The organism is Mycolicibacterium novocastrense, assembly GCF_001570485.1.
GTDB classification, from domain to species: domain Bacteria; phylum Actinomycetota; class Actinomycetes; order Mycobacteriales; family Mycobacteriaceae; genus Mycobacterium; species Mycobacterium novocastrense.
This window is the reverse complement of record NZ_BCTA01000093.1, coordinates 113530-129077: the sequence shown is the minus strand read 5'-3', so window position 1 is coordinate 129077 and position 15548 is coordinate 113530. Positions and strand designations below refer to the sequence as shown.

Genomic DNA, 15548 nt, shown 5'->3' with positions numbered 1-15548 from the left:
TGGTTAGGTGGGATCCGGCCTGGGGTAATCTCGCTTCGACATTGCCGGGAGGTCAAATGGCCGACACTGCCAACACCAGGGCCAACAAGAACAATGGGCACGGGCACGGCGCGCGGTCGGTGGAACTCCGGGTCGCCGCCGAACTCGAGAATCTTGCGGTGCTGCGCACCCTGGTCGCCGCGGTGGCGACCTTCGAGGATCTGGACTTCGACGCCGTCGCCGACCTGCGTCTTGCGGTCGACGAGGCCTGCACGAGGCTGATCCGGTCCGCCGTACCCGACTCCGTGCTGCTGCTCGTCATCGACCCGCGCGACGACGCCGTCGTCATCGATGCGTCCACCACGTGTAAGAGTTCCGACATCCTGGCGCCCGGCAGCTTCAGCTGGCACGTGCTGAGTTCACTGACCGACGAAGTGACGACCTTCGAGAACGGACAGGGACCCGAGAACGCCCAGGTGTTCGGGATCTCCATGACGACGAGACGAGCGACGCTGCAGTGACGCCGTCGACGTCACAGGGTTCGTCGTCGCGTTCGAACTCTGAGTACGCGGATGTCGCCGACATGTTCCGCGAGCTGAAGAACGTGCCGGAGGACTCGCCGAAGTTCCAGCGGCAGCGCGACCGCATCGTCGAGCGCTGCCTGCCCCTGGCCGACCACATCGCGCGCCGCTTCGACGGGCGCGGCGAGCCACGCGAAGATCTCGTCCAGGTGGCCCGCGTCGGGTTGGTCAATGCGGTGATCCGCTTCGACGTCGAGGCCGGCTCGGATTTTGTCTCGTTCGCGGTGCCCACCATCATGGGGGAGGTCCGACGGCACTTCCGTGACAACAGCTGGTCGGTGAAGGTGCCGCGGCGACTCAAGGAACTGCATCTGCGACTCGGCGCCGCCACCGCGGAGTTGTCGCAGCGGCTCGGCCGCGCCCCCACGGCATCGGAGCTCGCGGCGGAGCTGGGCATGGACCGCGACGAGGTCGTCGAGGGCCTGGTGGCCGGAAGCTCCTACAACACACTGTCGATCGACAGCGGTGGTAGCGGAACCGAGGACGCCCCCGCGATCGCCGACACGCTCGGCGACGTCGACCTGGGTCTCGACCAGATCGAGAACCGGGAAGCGTTGCGGCCCTTGCTGGCCGCGCTGCCGGAGCGCGAACGAACCGTGTTGTTGCTACGCTTCTTCGAATCCCTCACTCAGACGCAAATCGCTGAGCGCGTTGGCATCTCACAGATGCACGTGTCGCGTCTGCTCGCGAAGTCGCTAACTCGACTCCGGGACCAGTTGCAGTAGCGGCTTGGTGTTCTTGCCATCCGCGAGCGCTGTCTCGATGCTGTCGCAGACGGGTAGTGCGGCATCCGGATCGCAGATGCGCAACAAGCGGCTGACCGATGCGCTGGGCAACAGCGCCCACTCGATCTTCTCGCCCGCGGTGCGCACGTTGAGCGTGTGCAGCGCGGAGAACCCTGCGGTGCCGAAGAATTCGACCCCCGACAGGTCGACCACGATGCGCTCGAGCTCGGTGGCGTGGCGCAGCGCGTAGTCGACGAACTCCTGGGAGTTCGCGGCGTCGATCTCACCGTGGGCGGAGACGATCGCGGTGGCGGGGTGCACCCGCCGGGTGGCGAAGTGCGCGGTGTGGCATTCGCGGCTGTCGTCGGATTGCGCTTCAACAGCGACAGTCAAATCAGGATTGGACATGTGTGACTCCATCAGTGAATGTGTCATTCGTACTGTGGCTCACGTCAAAATTTGGGGCCCTGCGTATTCAAAGCCTTCGCAGCAGAGGCGGGAGTTCTCTACCCTTGCACGTCGATGACGTTCAGCTCGGCTGTCAACTCAACCTGAACTGAACCCTACGCTGCTCAACGATCATGCACAATCGCTATCAAGACCACCGTCGTAACCGCTGGTCACGGCGGCCGAGACCACCGAATTTATGACAAATTTGCCGAAACTCCAGCCACATCGCGGGCCGGTGCGATGACGCCGAAGGTCGCCGGTGTGCTACTGGCCGCAGGTGCGGGTACCCGTTACGGGATGCCGAAAGTGCTTGCTGCTCAAGGTGAGTGGCTCAGAGCAGCGGTGGATGCATTGAGTGACGGTGGATGTGGCGACGTGGTGGTGGTGTTGGGTGCGGCGGTGGTCGAGGTCCCGCGGCCTGCGCGCGCCGTGTTCGCCGAGGCCTGGGCGGACGGTATGTCGGCATCGCTGCGGGCCGGGCTCTCGGCGGTCGAGGCCGACTACGCCGTGCTGCACACCGTCGACACGCCCGATGTCGGAGCCGACGTGGTGCGCCGGGTGGTCACCGCGGCGATGACCGCCGAGTCGGGTCTCGCGCGGGCCCGCTACGGGCGATCGCCGGGCCACCCGGTGGTGATCGCGCGCAGGCACTGGGCGGCGCTGCTCGAAGAGGTCCATGGGGACGAGGGCGCACGCTCGTTCCTGGCGGCCCGCGACGACGTCGTCGCGGTGGATTGTGCGGATCTGGCGACGGGTCGCGACATCGACGTGAGCTGACATCAGCGGATCGTGAGACCCAGCATCGCCGTCGCGAAGCGGCGTACGGAATGCTCGGCGATGGTGGCCGCGTCGGCGTACCCCTGGCGGCATCGCGTACGCAGGAGCGCGGCCCGCGGGTCGAGCCTGATCTCGCCCAGCATCTCGCCGGTCGTCGGTTCGCACACCGCCCAGGTGTATGCCGTGTCGGAGGCCCACTGCGCGCGACAGCGAGCGATGTAGCCGGAATCGGTCTCGCCCATCTCAGCGAGCGCGGGGCCGTCGTCGATCAGCTCGTCATCGCGCGGCGCGCGCAGATACCATGCGCCGGCGTTGATCTCGACGGGCTCCATGGCGATTTCGGTGCGCTAACGCTCGCTGCGCGATCGATTGCGCACCGAATTCACTTGATCTCGGCGAGGACGGTGCCCTGGGTGATCGCCGCGCCGGGCTCGACCGCCAGGCCGGTGATCGTGCCGTCCTTGTGCGCGGTCACCGGGTTCTCCATCTTCATCGCCTCGAGCACCACGACGAGGTCACCGGCGGAGACTTCCTGGCCCTCCTCGACGGCGACCTTGACCACGGTGCCCTGCATCGGTGCGGTCACGGCGTCACCGGAGGCGGCCGCCCCGCCGCCGCCGCCGCGCTTGCGGGCCTTGGGCTTCTTCCGGACGACATTGCCCCCCGGTGCGGCAGCGCCGCCACCGCCGAGCGCTAGATCCCCGGGCAGGGACACCTCCAGGCGGCGGCCGCCGACCTCGACGACCACGGTCTGCCGCGGCACGGTGTCCTCTTCCTCGATCGGATCGCCGCCGGTGAACGGCTCGATCGTGTTGTCCCACTCGGTCTCGATCCAGCGGGTGTGCACGGTGAAGCCTGAGTCGTCGCCGATGAAGGCGGGGTCCGACACGACCGCCCGGTGGAACGGGATGACCGTGGCCAGGCCCTCGACGGTGAATTCGTCGAGCGCGCGCCGGGACCGCTCGAGGGCCTCTTGGCGGTTGGCGCCGGTGACGATCAGCTTGGCCAGCATCGAGTCGAACTGACCGCCGATCACCGAACCGCTCTCCACGCCGGAATCCAGCCGCACACCGGGGCCGGTCGGGGGCACGAACTTGGTGACCGGGCCGGGAGCGGGCAGGAAGCCGCGACCGGCGTCCTCACCGTTGATGCGGAACTCGATGGAGTGGCCGCGAGGCGTCGGATCCTCGGTGATGTCGAGCGGCTCGCCGTTGGCGATGCGGAACTGTTGGCGCACCAGGTCGATGCCCGAGGTCTCCTCGGTCACCGGATGCTCGACCTGCAGGCGGGTGTTGACCTCGAGGAAGCTGATCAGCCCGTCCTGGCCGACGAGGTACTCGACGGTGCCGGCGCCGTAGTAGCCGGCCTCCTTGCAGATGCGCTTGGCCGACTCGTGGATCTCCTTGCGCTGAGCATCGGTCAAAAACGGTGCAGGCGCCTCCTCGACCAGCTTCTGGAAGCGGCGCTGCAGCGAGCAGTCGCGGGTGCCCGCGACCACGACGTTGCCGTGCTGGTCGGCGATGACCTGCGCTTCGACGTGGCGCGGCTTGTCCAGGTAGCGCTCGACGAAGCACTCACCGCGGCCGAACGCCGCGACGGCCTCGCGGACCGCCGACTCGTAGAGCTCGGGGATCTCCTCGATCGTGCGGGCCACCTTCATCCCGCGGCCACCGCCGCCGAACGCGGCCTTGATCGCGATCGGCACGCCGTACTCCTTGGCGAACGCGACGACCTCGTCGGCGTCCTTCACCGGTTCCGGGGTGCCGGGCACCAGCGGCGCCTTGGCGCGCGCGGCGATGTGGCGGGCGGTCACCTTGTCACCGAGGTCGCGGATCGACTGCGGGCTGGGGCCGATCCAGATCAAGCCGGCGTCGAGGACCGCCTGCGCGAAGTCGGCGTTCTCGGAGAGGAACCCGTAGCCCGGGTGAATCGCGTTGGCTCCGGACTTCTCGGCGGCGTCGAGCAGCTTCTCGAACACCAGGTACGACTCGGCCGAGGTCTGCCCGCCCAGGGCGAAGGCCTCGTCGGCGAGCCGTACATGTGGGGCGTCGGCGTCGGGTTCGGCGTACACCGCCACGCTCTGCAGCCCGGCGTCCTTGGCGGCCCTGATCACCCGGACCGCGATCTCCCCGCGGTTGGCGACCAGCACCTTGGAGATCTTCGAGCTGGCGTGACTGGGCACTGCGCCTCCTGGTGGCATGTCTAAGAAACGTCTTTAAGAATCTAACGGACGGAGTTTATGCGGCCCTGCTGAGGTCTCGGCGAGCCGGTCCCTATACCCGCGAGTAATAAACGGCAGCTGCTGCCACGGATCCGCGGGCGCTCACCCAGGTACGTTCTCGGCCCCGCATTCTGTACACCGGTGATCGCTCGGCAGTGGGCGTCAGCGCAGCCGCTTCTTGATGCGGGCCAGCATCGCCGACATCCCGCGCAGCCGCAGCGGGCTGATCAAAGCGGCGAGCCCCAACTCGGAGTAGAAGTCGTCGGGCACGGCCAGGATCTCGTCGGCGGAGTGGTCGTCCAGACCCGCAGCCAGGATCGCGGCGAACCCCCGTGTCGTCGGCGCTTCGGCGGGCGCGCTGAAGTACAGCCGGACATGCTCGCGGTTGTCGGCGTCGACGTGGAGGAACAACGGCGACTGGCATTCGGGCACCGGTTCCATCGCGGCCTCTTCGAGGTCGGCGGGCAGCGCAGGCAGCTCGTTGGCGAACTCCAGAAGCAGTTGCAGCTTGTCCTGTCCCTGCACCTCTTTGAAGTCCGACACCACCTCCGCCAGCGCGGCCGGCATTGCACTCATGAGGAGCCCGGCACATCCCCTGGTTCGGACCCGGCGGTGACGGGCACCCGGACCGCGTTGCCCCATTCGGTCCACGAACCGTCGTAGTTGCGGACGCCGGGCAGGCCCAGCAGATGGGTCAGCACGAACCAGGTGTGGCTCGAACGCTCACCGATGCGGCAGTAGACGATCGTCTCGTCGTCCGGAGTCAGGAAGCCGTACAGCTCCTCGAGTTCGGCACGGCTGCGGAACCGGCCGCTGTCGTCGGCCGCCTTGGCCCACGGAATCGAACGTGCGGTGGGTATGTGGCCGCCCCGCAGCGCGCCCTCCTCGGGATAGTCGGGCATATGGGTGCGTTCCCCGGTGTACTCCTGCGGCGAGCGGACGTCGATCAGGGGCGCTTTCCCGAGCGCGCCGAGCACGTCCTCCTTGAACGCGCGGATCGGCGCGTCGTCGCGCTCGACGACGGGGTAGCCGGTGCTTGTCTTGTTCGGCACGTCGAGCGTGGTCTCGCGGCCGTCGGAGATCCACAGGTCGCGACCGCCGTTGAGCAGCCGGACGTCGGGGTGGCCGAACAGCGTGAACACCCAGAGCGCGTATGCCGCCCACCAGTTGCTCTTGTCGCCGTAGATCACCACCGTGTCGTCGCGGGAGATGCCCTTGCGGTTCATCAGGTCGGCGAACTGTTTGCCGGTGATGTAGTCGCGCACGTGGGGATCGTTCAGGTCGGTGTGCCAGTCGATCTTGACCGCACCCGGTATGTGACCGGTGTCGTAGAGCAGCACGTCCTCGTCGGACTCCACGATGGCCAGTCCCGGCCGGCCCAGGTTCGCCGACAACCAGTCGGCGGTGACCAGGCGCTCGGGATGGGCGTATGACTGCAGGGCGGGGTCTGGATCGGCAGGCAGAGGCACAAACCCGAGCCTACCGAGGCGGGCGTGCCGCGTGGGATCAGGTGAGGGGGTTATCGCGCCACAGGTCCGCCAACGACAGCCCGGCGCGCTCGAACATGCCACGGACCAGGGGCAGCCCGATGCCGATCACCGACGACGGGTCACCAACCACGCCGTCGATGAACCAGCCGCCCAGACCGTCGAGGGTGAACCCTCCCGCCACCGCCGTCGGCTCCCCGCTGGCGACGTAGGCCTCCAGATCGGCCCTCGACGGCGACGCGAAGTGCACGGTGGTGAACTCCGCCTCGGCGAGCCGGCACACAACCCTGTTGTGCTGCAAGCGGATCACGCAGTGCCCCGTGTGGAGCTGACCGGACGAGCCGGCCATCTGCTGCCAGCCGGCAAGCGCTGCCTCCGCCGTCGCGGGCTTGCCGGCCAACGTCCCGTCGCGGAACAGCATGGAATCGCAGCCGATCACGACGCAGTCGGCACCGACCGTCGGATCGAGTTCGGCGACCACCGCGTCGGCCTTGGCCGTGGCGAGGGCGACCGTCACCTGCGCGGGTGTCGCCGCGTCGTCAAGCCCGGCGACGACTGCGTCCTCGTCGACACCGGACACCACGATCAGAGGATCGATTCCGGCCTGCCGCAACACCTTTCGGCGTCCGGACGATGCCGAGGCGAGGACGACGCGCGTCATCGACGGCGCATGTGTGCCCGTTCCACGAGCGTCACCCGCTGCCAGCTGAACGGCGTGTACCGCAGCCGGTCCACCGGATGACCCCAGAGGTTCTCTTCCTGCTCGCGCGGTTCGGACGGCGCGCTCGACGCGGCGGCGAGCACCGCGATCAGCGCTGCGAGCTCGTCGGTGCTGGGCTCACCCCTGACGACCTGGATGTGCGCCTCGTGATCCTGCTGCGCGCCGCTGTCCGTCACGTCGGCCTCCACGTCGCTCGTGTTCGCTGAATCCCCGCTCACAGGAGTTGGATTGTTCGCCCCGCTCACAGTGGCTGAATTGTTCGCACCGCTCACAGTGGCTGAATCGTTCGCACCGCTCACAGTGGAATGTTCCCGTGCTTCTTGGGCGGAATCTGCGTGATCTTGCGTTCCAGCAGCCTCAATGCGTTCGCGACGTAGCCGCGCGTGTGCGACGGCGGGATGACCGCGTCGACGTAACCGCGTTCGGCCGCGATGTACGGGTTGACCAGCGTGTCCTCGTACTCCTGCTGCAGCTCCAGGCGCAACGAGTCGACGTCCTCCCCGTTCTTGGCCGCTTCCTTGAGCTTGCTGCGGTACACGAAGCCCACGGCGCCCGAGGCGCCCATCACCGCGATCTGCGCGGTCGGCCAGGCGACGTTCACGTCGGCGCCCATCTCCTTGGACCCCATGACGCAGTAGGCGCCGCCGTAGGCCTTGCGGGTGATCACGGTGATCTTGGCGACGGTGGCCTCGCCGTAGGCGTAGAGCAGCTTGGCGCCGCGCCGGATGATGCCGTTGTACTCCTGGCCGGTGCCCGGCAGGAAGCCCGGCACGTCGACCAGCATCACGATCGGGACGTTGAAGCAGTCACAGGTCCGGATGAACCGCGCGGCCTTCTCCGAGGCGTTGATGTCCAGGCAGCCGGCGAACTGGGTCGGCTGGTTGGCCACGATTCCGACCGGGCGGCCCTCGATGCGGCCGAACCCGACGATGATGTTCTGCGCGTAGCCGGCCTGCACCTCGAGGAACTCGTCCTCGTCGAGGATGCGGGTGATGACCTCGTGCATGTCGTAGGGCTGGTTCGGGGAGTCCGGAATCAGGGTGTCCAGCTCGATGTCCTCGTCGGTGAGGTTGTCCTCGATCGGCCCCTCGGGCACCGCCTCCGGGTAGCGCGGCGGATCGGCGTAGTTGTTGCTCGGCAGGTACGAAAGCAGTTCGCGCACATAGTCGAACGCGTCCTGCTCGCCGGAGGCCACATAGTGCGCCAGCCCCGACTTCGCCATGTGGGTGTGCGCGCCGCCGAGTTCCTCCATCGTGACCTCTTCACCGGTGACGGTCTTGATGACGTCGGGTCCGGTGATGAACATCTGGCTGGTCTGGTCGACCATGATCACGAAGTCGGTCAGCGCGGGGGAGTACACATGGCCGCCCGCCGCGGCGCCCATGATCAGCGAGATCTGCGGGATCACGCCGGAGGCCAGGATGTTGTTGTGGAAGATGTTGCTGTACAAGCCAAGTGAGACGACGCCCTCTTGGATGCGCGCGCCCGCACCGTCGTTGATGCCGATCAACGGCCTGCCGGTCTTGATCGCGAGTTCCTGGACCTTGACGATCTTCTCGCCGTACACCTCGCCGAGGCTGCCGCCGAAGACCGTCGCGTCCTGGCTGAAGATGCACACCTCGCGGCCGTCGATGGTGCCGTAACCGGTCACCACGCCGTCACCGAGCGGGCGGTTGGCCTCCATCCCGAAGTTGGTGCTGCGGTGACGGGCCAGCGCGTCCAGTTCGACGAAGGACCCCTCGTCGAGCAACGCCAGGATGCGTTCGCGAGCGGTGAGCTTGCCTTTGGCGTGTGTCTTCTCGACAGCTTCCTCGCCGACCGGGTGCAAGGTCTCCTCGGTGCGCCTGCGCAGATCGGCCAGCTTGCCCGCGGTGGTGTGGATGTCGATCTCGTGTTCGCCTGACGGCTCGACCGACGGCTTCTGAACGGAGGTCATGGTGGTCGATGCTAACGAACGCCCGGTGCGCGACCGACGGCGCGTCCTTAAGGTCCCCTTAAGCTGCCTTGCGCACCGCGCGCGCAGCCGTCGGTGGTAGTAGTGAGGGCCGAACGAGTCCGAAGATGGGAGTCCGATTCCGATGACCGCGCACCGGGCTCCCCTTGATGTCGAGGCGTTGCGGGAGCAGGTGTTCGCCGGTTCGCGCGTGTGGCGGCGGATCGACGTGGTGGCCGAGACCGGCTCGACCAACGCCGACCTGATCGCGGCCGCCGGGCGCGGCGAGCCCATCGCCGGCGCCGTGCTGATCGCCGAGAACCAGACCGCGGGCCGTGGCCGCCGGGGCCGCAGCTGGTCGGCGGTGCCGTACGCGCAGATCACGGTGTCGGTGGGCCTCGACGCGACCGGGGTGCCCAGCTCCGCGTGGGGGTGGCTGCCGCTGGCGACCGGGGTCGCCGTCGTCGACGCGGTGGCCGACACGGGTGTGACCGCGGGCCTGAAGTGGCCCAACGACGTCCTCGCCGGAGGCGGCAAGCTGGCGGGGATCCTGGCCGAGGTCGCCGGCGGTCAACAGGCCGTCGTGATCGGCGTCGGGCTCAACGTCTCGCTGCGCGGCGAGGACATCGGCGTCGAGGGGGTTACATCGCTGGTGGACCTCGGCGTCCCGGCGCCCGACCGGCAACGTCTGCTCGTCCGGCTCCTGCACGAACTGGGCAACCGCGTCGAATCCTGGGCCCGTGCCGCAGGCGCCGACGCCGGCCTTGCCGCCGATTACCGCGCCCGCAGCCTCACGCTGGGGCAGCGGGTCCGTGCCGTGCTGCCCGGGGATCAGGAGGTCGTCGGCGTGGCGCGAGACGTCGACGAGCAGGGCCGGCTGGTCATCGAGGCCGACGGCCGGTCGGTGACGGTCTCCGCAGGCGACATCGTCCATCTCCGGCCCGACCAGTGATTTCGCTTTAAGGTCATCGCATGGGTTACCCCGACAATGTGCTCGCCTCCGACGAGCAGGTGGTGCTTCACCGCCATCCGCATTGGAAACGGCTCATCGGGCCGGTCCTGGTGTTGCTGCTGGTGACGGCGCTGGCCGCGTTCGGCGCCGGATACGTCAACACGATGGATTGGGATCAGACGGCCCGCAACGTCGTGCTGATCGTGATCGGTGCGATCTGGCTGGTGGTCGTCGGGTGGCTGACGATCTGGCCGTTCCTGAATTGGTGGACGACGCACTTCGTGATCACCGACCGGCGGGTGATGTTCCGGCACGGGGTGCTGACCCGCTCGGGTATCGACATCCCGCTGGCGCGAATCAACAGCGTCGAGTTTCGGCACGGGCTGCTGGACCGCATGCTGCGGACCGGCACGTTGATCATCGAGTCAGCGGCGCAGGACCCGCTCGAGTTTCACGACATCCCGCGAGTGGAACGGGTCCACTCGCTGCTGTATCACGAGGTCTTCGACACCCTGGGCTCGGAGGAGTCGCCCAGCTGAGCGGCGCGGCCGGTGCGGCGGCCGGGGCGGCGCAGCGGGGTGACGTTCCCTTCGGCGTGCTCGGCGGCGACGCCCTCGTGATGGTCCTCGAGGAGTTCGGCGAGCCCACCCGCGGTGAGCGACTCCATCGCCCGGTCCGGATTGCGGCCGAACTCGTCGGGAAACACCCAGCGCCGAAACGCCCAGAACCGGAACGCCATCTGCAGCAGGTTGCCGATGATGTAGGCAGAGATGAAGTCGGCGATGTTCTCCACCGTCAGGCTGACTTCGGGCACCCGCAGCATCAACACGTAGCTGGAGATCCACAGCGGGGCCATGCTCAGCAGCACGCCGACCCCGCTGACGCCGAAGAACAGCAGCGCCTCGTGATGACGCTCCCGTCCACCGCGGTCCCGGAAGCTCCATTCGCGGTTCAGGATGTAGGACGCGATCACCGCGACGATGCCGGCGATGATCTTGGCCGTCACCGGCTTGGGCTCGAGAACGGTGAGCTTGAGCGTGTAAAAGACCGACGTGTCGATGATGAACGTCGTCGCGCCGACGATCGCGAACTTGATCAGTTCGTGATGCCGCTCGAAGTACGGCCGTACCGGACCGGGCAGCCGCGCGATCGTCGCATCGGTAAAGGACACAACAGGGCAGTGTACGGAAATACCGCACTCTACGTGTACTCATGCAGGTCCCAGCCGATACACGGGGACCAGGCCCACCGCGTGGTCATGACACCATGAGGACGTGTCACAGAACCCCAACGGACCGCCTGTGGTGGCCATGGTCGGCGGTGGTCAGCTGGCCAGGATGACCCATCAGGCCGCGATCGCGCTCGGTCAGACGCTGCGTGTCCTCGCCGTCGACGCCGGCGACCCGGCCGCTCAGGTCAGCCCGGATGTGGTGTTGGGCACACACACCGATCTCGACGCGCTGCGCCGTGTCGCCTCCGGCGCCGACGCGCTGACCTTCGACCACGAGCACGTGCCCGCCGAACTCCTGGAGAAGCTGCTGGCCGACGGTGTGAACGTGGCTCCGCCACCGTCGGCGCTGATCCACGCCCAGGACAAGCTGGTGATGCGCCGCAGGCTGGAGGCGCTCGGCGCGCCGGTACCGCGGTTCGCTGCGGTCGACGACCTGTCCGACGTCGACGCGTTCGCCGCACGCATCGGCGGTCCCGTCGTCGTCAAGACCGTGCGCGGCGGTTACGACGGCCGCGGGGTCACGCTGGCCGGCGACGTCGCCGAGGCGCGTGAGGCCGCGCAGCGCTACCTGGACAGCGGGGCGGACGTGATGGTCGAGGAGAGGGTCGCGATGCGGCGCGAACTGGCGGCGCTGGTGGCGCGTTCCCCGTTCGGGCAGGGCGCGGCGTGGCCGGTGGTGGAAACCGTGCAGCGCGACGGCATCTGCGTCGAGGTGATCGCACCGGCGCCGGGCCTTGATGACGAATTGCGCTGCACGGCCGGTCAATTGGGATTGCGGCTGGCCTCCGAACTCGGGGTCGTCGGGGTGCTGGCCGTCGAGTTGTTCGAAACCGTCGACGGCGCCCTGCTGGTCAACGAGCTCGCGATGCGTCCGCACAACTCCGGTCACTGGACCATGGACGGCGCGCACACCAGCCAGTTCGAACAGCACCTGCGCGCGGTGCTCGACTATCCGCTGGGCGACACCGCGCAAATCGTCCCAGTCACGGTGATGGCCAATGTGCTTGGCGCACAACAGACACCGACGATGACGATGGACGAACGGCTGCACCACCTGTTCGCGAGGATGCCCGACGCGAAGGTGCATCTGTACGGCAAGGGCGAGCGCCCCGGGCGAAAGATCGGTCACGTCAACGTCCTGGGCGCGGCCACCGGTTCTCTTGACGACGACGCGTTCGTCGCCGATGTGCGCGAACGCGCGGGCAGGGCGGCACACTGGTTATCGCACGCGGAATGGACGGACGGATGGGACCCACATGAGTAGTGCTCCTGCGCCGCGGGTCGGCCTGATCATGGGCAGCGACAGCGACTGGTCGGTGATGGAGGACGCCGCCCACGCGCTGGCCGAGTTCGAAGTGCCCTTCGAGGTCGGCGTCGTCTCCGCGCACCGCACACCGGTCCGCATGCTCGAGTACGCCCAGAGCGCCGCGGACCGCGGCATCGAAGTAATCATCGCCGGGGCCGGCGGGGCGGCCCATCTGCCCGGCATGGTGGCGTCGGCGACCCCGCTGCCCGTCATCGGCGTTCCGGTGCCGCTGGCCAAGCTCGACGGCCTGGACTCGCTGCTGTCGATCGTGCAGATGCCCGCCGGGGTGCCGGTGGCCACGGTGTCGATCGGCGGCGCGCGCAACGCGGGCTTGCTGGCGGTGCGGATCCTGGGGTCGGCGGACGCGGGCCTGCGCAAGCGGGTCCTACAGTTCCAGGCCGACCTGCACGACACGGTGCTGCAGAAGGACGCGGCGCTGCGCGACCGCCTCCTCGGTGAATAGGTCGACCGGGACCCGCGAGAGTAGGGTTACCGGCGAGTAGCAAGGAGTTTTCATGGCCATCGGCAACCCGTCATTCGACCTCTTTCGGCTCTCCGACGAGCACAACGAACTGCGTGCGGTGCTGCGCGACCTCTGCGAGAAGGAGATCGCCCCGCACGCGGCCGACGTCGACGAGAAGGCGCGCTACACCAGTGAGGCTCTCGAGGCGCTGACCGCTTCGGGCATGGCCGCCATCCACATCCCCGAGGAGTACGGCGGTCAGGGCGGCGACTCGATCGCGGCGTGCATCGTGATCGAAGAGGTCGCGCGGGTGTGCGCGTCGTCGTCGCTGATCCCGATCTGCAACAAGCTGGGCACCATGGGGCTGCTGCTGCGCGGCAGCGAGGAACTCAAGAAGCAGGTGCTGCCGTCGATCGCCGCCGGTGAAGCCGTTGCGTCGTACGCGTTGTCGGAGCGCGAGGCGGGCAGCGACGCCGCTTCGATGCGCACCAGGGCCCGCCGCGAGGGCGACGAGTGGGTGCTCAACGGCGCCAAGTGCTGGATCTCCAACGGCGGCCAGTCGACGTGGTACACGGTGATGGCGGTGACCGATCCGGACAAGAAGGCCAACGGCATCTCGGCGTTCGTGGTGCACAAGGACGATCCCGGCTTCTCCGTCGGCGCCAAGGAGAAGAAGATGGGCATCAAGGGATCGCCCACCACCGAGTTGTACTTCGAGGACTGCCGGATTCCGGCCGACCGAATCATCGGCGACGAGGGCACCGGGTTCAAGACCGCGCTGGCGACCTTGGACCACACCCGCCCGACGATCGGGGCGCAGGCGGTCGGCATCGCGCAGGGCGCACTCGACGCGTCCATCGCATATGTCAAGGAGCGCAAGCAGTTCGGCAAGCCGATCGGCGACTTCCAGGCCGTGCAGTTCATGCTCGCCGACATGGCGATGAAGATCGAGGCCGCCCGGCTGACGGTGTACTCCGCGGCCGCTCGCGCCGAACGCGGCGAGCCCGATCTCGGATTCATCTCCTCGGCGTCGAAGTGTTTCGCGTCCGACGTCGCGATGGAGGTGACCACCAACGCCGTGCAGTTGTTCGGCGGCTACGGCTACACCACCGACTTCCCCGTCGAGCGGTTCATGCGCGACGCCAAGATCACCCAGATCTACGAGGGCACCAACCAGATTCAGCGCGTGGTGATGTCGCGCGCGCTGCTGAAGTAGTCGCCGGGCTCGCCTGCTAGCTCAGGCGTACTCGATGAACGTGGCCATCCCGGCCTCGAGGTGATACGTGTTGTGGCAGTGGGTGATCCAGCGCCCCGGGTTGTCGGTGTCGAAGTCGATGTCGACGGTGCGCAGCGGCGCGACCAGAACCGTGTCCTTGCGAGCCCGTGGACCTTCGGTTCCCATCACCTGGAACGTGTGCCCGTGTAAGTGCATGGGGTGAAACATCTTCGATGAGTTCACATAGCGGATGCGAACACGTTGGCCGCGCGTGACCGGGTATCCGTCGCGGGGCGGGTCGTAGCGGCGTCCGTTGATCGTCCAGGTGTAGCCGTTGACCGGACCGGCCAACCGCATGTCGATGACCTGTTGGTCGGTGCGCTCTGGCAGGTTCACCTCGGGTGTGGCCGCAAGCGTCGCGGTGTCGAGCGGGGGTCGGGTCCGCAGCGCTGCGACGTAGTCGTCGATGTTGCCGGCGGCGGCCTTGTTGTCGACGCGCATGTCGAGTCGCGCGTAGCCGTCCTTGCGGTACGCCGCGGCGATGATTGGGGCCGACGTCTGCAGGGTGACGATCGCGTCGGCCCGTTCGCCCATCCCGAGGATGACCGAATCGGTCTGCGTGGACTCGACCGGGAACCCGTCGGTCGCGATCACCCGCAGCGGGTGCCCGGGCACGCCGACCTGGAACGCGGTGTCCGAGCCGGCGTTGATGATCCGCAGCCGGATGCGTTGTCCGCCACGGTGATCGACGACCTGCGGATCGGCGCTCACGCGCCCGTTGATGAGGTAGTAAGGGTAGGTGACGTCGCCGCCGTCGTCGCCGAGCGGCCTGGCCGGGGTGATGCCGGCGTCCGGCAGGTTCGGCATTGCCGGCATGCCCGCGTTGTTCAGGTCCGCCAGGACCTGGTCGGGGGTGCGCCCGGTGCCGTCGACCCAATCGTCGAGCACCACGACCAGTTCGTCGTCGTAGTCGGCGCCGTCGGCGGGGTCCTCGATGATCAGGGGGCCGTACAGCCCGCGGTCGAGTTGGGTGCCCTCATGGGAGTGATACCAGTACGTCCCGGCGTCGGGCACGACGAAGTCGTAGGTGAACGACTGGCCCGCGGGCACGGCGGGCTGCGTCAGCACAGGCACGCCGTCCATGGCATTGGGGATGGCCAGGCCGTGCCAGTGGATGGTGGTCGGGGCGGGCAGCCCGTTGTTCAGCTGTGCGCGCATTCTGTCGCCTTTGCGGATGCGGATCTGCGGGCCGGGCACCTGGTCGCGGTACGCCCAGGTGCGCACGGTGACCCCGCCCAGGTCGACGTCCGCCTCCGCGGGCGTGAACGTGATGTCGAATGCCGGGCCGGTGGCTTGATCGGCCGAAGCCGGTTCGGGTGTCCGCGACGAGCAGCCGCTCACGACGGCGGCCGTTGCGCCCGCCGACAGCACGAAGAATTCGCGCCGGTCGATCACGCCGTCCAGCGTGGCACCGGGAGGGCCTCTACGGCAGCGAAAGCGTGATTT

At 67.9% G+C, this 15548-nt stretch carries 18 protein-coding genes; 8 read left to right on the top strand and 10 right to left on the bottom strand.

Features of this window, described 5'->3' with window-relative positions; translation table 11 throughout:
• Window positions 1–56: 56 nt before the first annotated feature.
• Complete coding sequence (locus RMCN_RS27525; RefSeq protein WP_067395966.1) at window positions 57–500, top strand: ATP-binding protein; 444 nt, start codon at window positions 57–59, stop codon at window positions 498–500.
• Window positions 497–1285 (top strand): RNA polymerase sigma factor SigF, encoded by a 789-nt coding sequence (locus tag RMCN_RS27520; RefSeq protein WP_064394784.1) that lies wholly within the window; start codon window positions 497–499, stop codon window positions 1283–1285. Before RMCN_RS27525 ends, RMCN_RS27520 begins: the two co-directional genes overlap by 4 nt.
• Here RMCN_RS27520 and RMCN_RS27515 read toward each other — a convergent pair.
• On the bottom strand, window positions 1256–1693 hold the full coding sequence (locus tag RMCN_RS27515; protein WP_064412509.1) for an STAS domain-containing protein: 438 nt from the start codon (window positions 1691–1693) through the stop codon (window positions 1256–1258). The genes RMCN_RS27520 and RMCN_RS27515 overlap by 30 nt on opposite strands.
• 282 nt (window positions 1694–1975) lie before the next feature.
• Between RMCN_RS27515 and RMCN_RS27510 the strand changes: the two genes are divergently transcribed.
• A complete protein-coding gene (locus tag RMCN_RS27510; protein ID WP_067395963.1) occupies window positions 1976–2512 on the top strand; it encodes a nucleotidyltransferase family protein in 537 nt (178 codons plus the stop codon).
• A gap of 2 nt (window positions 2513–2514) precedes the next feature.
• On the opposite strand, the gene RMCN_RS27505 is transcribed toward RMCN_RS27510, so the two are convergent.
• The 7 genes from RMCN_RS27505 to RMCN_RS27475 form a co-directional block, all read right to left on the bottom strand.
• Entirely contained in the window at window positions 2515–2844 is a 330-nt protein-coding gene (locus tag RMCN_RS27505) for a GNAT family N-acetyltransferase (protein WP_067395961.1), read from the bottom strand.
• 50 nt (window positions 2845–2894) lie between these two features.
• On the bottom strand, window positions 2895–4694 hold the full coding sequence (locus tag RMCN_RS27500; protein ID WP_067395958.1) for an acetyl-CoA carboxylase biotin carboxylase subunit: 1800 nt from the start codon (window positions 4692–4694) through the stop codon (window positions 2895–2897).
• Window positions 4695–4895: 201 nt separating this feature from the next.
• A complete protein-coding gene (locus RMCN_RS27495; RefSeq protein WP_064412388.1) occupies window positions 4896–5309 on the bottom strand; it encodes a SufE family protein in 414 nt (137 codons plus the stop codon).
• Window positions 5306–6202, bottom strand: a complete 897-nt coding sequence (locus tag RMCN_RS27490) for a sulfurtransferase (RefSeq protein ID WP_067395955.1) — start codon at window positions 6200–6202, stop codon at window positions 5306–5308. Before RMCN_RS27490 ends, RMCN_RS27495 begins: the two co-directional genes overlap by 4 nt.
• A gap of 37 nt (window positions 6203–6239) precedes the next feature.
• Window positions 6240–6881 (bottom strand): Maf family protein, encoded by a 642-nt coding sequence (locus tag RMCN_RS27485; RefSeq protein ID WP_067395953.1) that lies wholly within the window; start codon window positions 6879–6881, stop codon window positions 6240–6242.
• A complete protein-coding gene (locus RMCN_RS27480; protein ID WP_234787812.1) occupies window positions 6878–7117 on the bottom strand; it encodes an acyl-CoA carboxylase epsilon subunit in 240 nt (79 codons plus the stop codon). Before RMCN_RS27480 ends, RMCN_RS27485 begins: the two co-directional genes overlap by 4 nt.
• 119 nt (window positions 7118–7236) lie before the next feature.
• Window positions 7237–8877: an acyl-CoA carboxylase subunit beta gene (locus RMCN_RS27475; protein WP_064412392.1), complete on the bottom strand. Its 1641-nt coding sequence runs from the start codon at window positions 8875–8877 to the stop codon at window positions 7237–7239.
• A 142-nt stretch (window positions 8878–9019) separates the two neighbouring features.
• Between RMCN_RS27475 and RMCN_RS27470 the strand changes: the two genes are divergently transcribed.
• Complete coding sequence (locus tag RMCN_RS27470; RefSeq protein WP_067395950.1) at window positions 9020–9826, top strand: biotin--[acetyl-CoA-carboxylase] ligase; 807 nt, start codon at window positions 9020–9022, stop codon at window positions 9824–9826.
• Window positions 9827–9846: 20 nt separating this feature from the next.
• Window positions 9847–10365 carry a PH domain-containing protein gene (locus RMCN_RS27465; RefSeq protein WP_064412394.1) on the top strand — a complete coding sequence of 173 codons (519 nt, stop codon included), beginning with the start codon at window positions 9847–9849 and terminating at the stop codon, window positions 10363–10365.
• Here the strand turns inward: RMCN_RS27465 and RMCN_RS27460 are convergent.
• Window positions 10320–10997, bottom strand: a complete 678-nt coding sequence (locus RMCN_RS27460; protein ID WP_067395948.1) for a GtrA family protein — start codon at window positions 10995–10997, stop codon at window positions 10320–10322. The genes RMCN_RS27465 and RMCN_RS27460 overlap by 46 nt on opposite strands.
• Window positions 10998–11100: 103 nt before the next feature.
• On the opposite strand from RMCN_RS27460, the gene RMCN_RS27455 reads away from it, so the two are divergent.
• Genes RMCN_RS27455 through RMCN_RS27445 form a run of 3 tightly spaced genes read left to right on the top strand, consistent with a single transcriptional unit; the run spans window position 11101 to window position 14042 of the window.
• Window positions 11101–12321 carry a 5-(carboxyamino)imidazole ribonucleotide synthase gene (locus RMCN_RS27455; RefSeq protein ID WP_263987633.1) on the top strand — a complete coding sequence of 407 codons (1221 nt, stop codon included), beginning with the start codon at window positions 11101–11103 and terminating at the stop codon, window positions 12319–12321.
• On the top strand, window positions 12314–12826 hold the full coding sequence (gene purE, locus RMCN_RS27450; RefSeq protein ID WP_064412396.1) for a 5-(carboxyamino)imidazole ribonucleotide mutase: 513 nt from the start codon (window positions 12314–12316) through the stop codon (window positions 12824–12826). Before RMCN_RS27455 ends, purE begins: the two co-directional genes overlap by 8 nt.
• Window positions 12827–12878: 52 nt before the next feature.
• A complete protein-coding gene (locus RMCN_RS27445; protein WP_067395945.1) occupies window positions 12879–14042 on the top strand; it encodes an acyl-CoA dehydrogenase in 1164 nt (387 codons plus the stop codon).
• Window positions 14043–14063: 21 nt separating this feature from the next.
• Here RMCN_RS27445 and RMCN_RS27440 read toward each other — a convergent pair whose 3' ends face one another.
• Complete coding sequence (locus RMCN_RS27440; protein ID WP_067395943.1) at window positions 14064–15497, bottom strand: multicopper oxidase family protein; 1434 nt, start codon at window positions 15495–15497, stop codon at window positions 14064–14066.
• Window positions 15498–15548 lie beyond the last annotated feature (51 nt).